The sequence below is a fragment of the Streptomyces sp. NPDC002690 genome (assembly GCF_053592415.1).
This window is the reverse complement of the sequence record NZ_JBSFVR010000706.1, coordinates 1-1,560: the sequence shown is the minus strand read 5'-3', so window position 1 is coordinate 1,560 and position 1,560 is coordinate 1. Positions and strand designations below refer to the sequence as shown.

The 1,560-nt window shown below is 72.1% G+C and carries 1 protein-coding gene and 1 tRNA gene; one reads left to right on the top strand and one right to left on the bottom strand.

Annotated elements, in window-relative coordinates:
- The first annotated feature begins 308 nt into the window (after positions 1-308).
- A tRNA-Lys gene (locus ACWD3D_RS36880) sits at positions 309-382 on the top strand.
- Positions 383-762: 380 nt separating this feature from the next.
- On the opposite strand, the gene ACWD3D_RS36875 is transcribed toward ACWD3D_RS36880, so the two are convergent.
- A complete protein-coding gene (locus ACWD3D_RS36875) occupies positions 763-1,491 on the bottom strand; it encodes a class F sortase (RefSeq protein ID WP_451464995.1) in 729 nt (242 codons plus the stop codon).
- Positions 1,492-1,560: the final 69 nt, after the last annotated feature.

Sequence of the window (1,560 nt, the reverse complement as noted above, 5' to 3'; positions counted from 1 at the left end):
TGTCGTGGGCCCGGAAGAGTTCGGTCTCGATGTCGGCGACGTCCGAGGCGGCGCCTTTCCCCGCGAGTTCGAGGGAGGTGGCGACGGCGTGGGCGTACTCCTTGAAGACCGGGACGGTCATGTCGATTCCCCTCCGGGCTCGTCAAGATTTTTTGAGGCACTCCGCGACGGCGCCGACGTCTCAACTCTCATGACAAATCACATTTTGACGGATCAAAGAGAAAAAACGACCATGCGACAGGGCGTGGCGTCATGGAAAATGGTCAGGAGCATGCTGCGGAATCCGGTAATGTTCTCCAGGTCAGCAGGCGCCGCTAGCTCAGTTGGTTAGAGCAGCTGACTCTTAATCAGCGGGTCCGGGGTTCGAGTCCCTGGCGGCGCACGCAGAGTCAAGGCCCTCTCACTTCACGTGAGGGGGCCTTGTTCGTTGCCCGGCTCCGCCGGGTCGTCCGCCCCCGCCCCGCACACGCCGCGGGGCTCGCTCCCACCTCTCGTATCTCTTCACGCATCCGCGCGACACCTCTTCACGCCCCCGCGCGACCGCGGGCGTACCGTCCGGGATCGCGCGGCCTGCACGCGCCACCCCTCACGGTGACTCTCCGCCGACAAACCGTCACGGAGCGCCTAGTTGAGTCTCCCCGCGAGGAAGCCCCGGAACACCTCACGGCCCGGTGCGCGAAGAGCGGGCACGGAAGCGGCCCCGTCCGGCGGCTACCGGGCGGTGGCCGCCGGACGGGTGCGGGTTGCGGGGGCTCGGCCGGGTCAGTGCGGCGGCGGTCCGCTCCGGGTGCGGGCGGGTGCGCCGGCCGCACCGCCGTGGCCTTCACCGGCGTCCTCGCCCGTGAGGTAGGCGGAGACGACGACGTTGGCCGAGTAGGCGTGGGCGGCCCGGTCGTACGTACCGCCGCAGGTGATCAGCCGGAGTTCGGCGCGGCCGTCCTGGCGTGGCCCGTAGGCCTTCTGCGCGTCGAAGCGTTCCCGGGTGAGGACCTGAACGTCGTCGACGGTGAACTCGGCGACCGTGCCGTCGGCCCGGGTCACCCGGATCTCGGCGCCGGGCCGGGTCGCGCTCAGTCCGTAGAAGACGGCGGGCCTGGTCTCGGTGTCGACGTGGCCGACCATGATCGCCGCCCCCGCGGTGCCGGGTTCGGCGCCGCCGTCGTACCAGCCGACGGTCCCCGGAGTCGCGAACGGGGGCGGGTCGACGGCGCCGTCACCGTCGAGGCCGCGTCCGACGACGGGGGCGTCGATGCCCAGGGACGGAATCGCGACCTCGCGCGGCGGCGACGCGTCCAGCGGATCGTGCGCCGGGGGCAGCGGCATCCCGAGGGGGCGGCCGACCGCCGCGACGTCACCGGTGGTGGGCGCGGAGCTGCCGCCGGGTCCTCCGGCGGCGTCGCGGCCCCAGAGCCAGAGGCCGAGCAGGAGCACGGCCCACGCCACTCCCGTGAGCAGCCGCCCGGTACCTGCCGGGCGAGCGGGGGCGGACACGTCAGTCCGCGGCCGGACGGCGGCGGCGTGCGCCGCGGAGGACCGATCGGAAGAGCGTCGGGGAGGGAA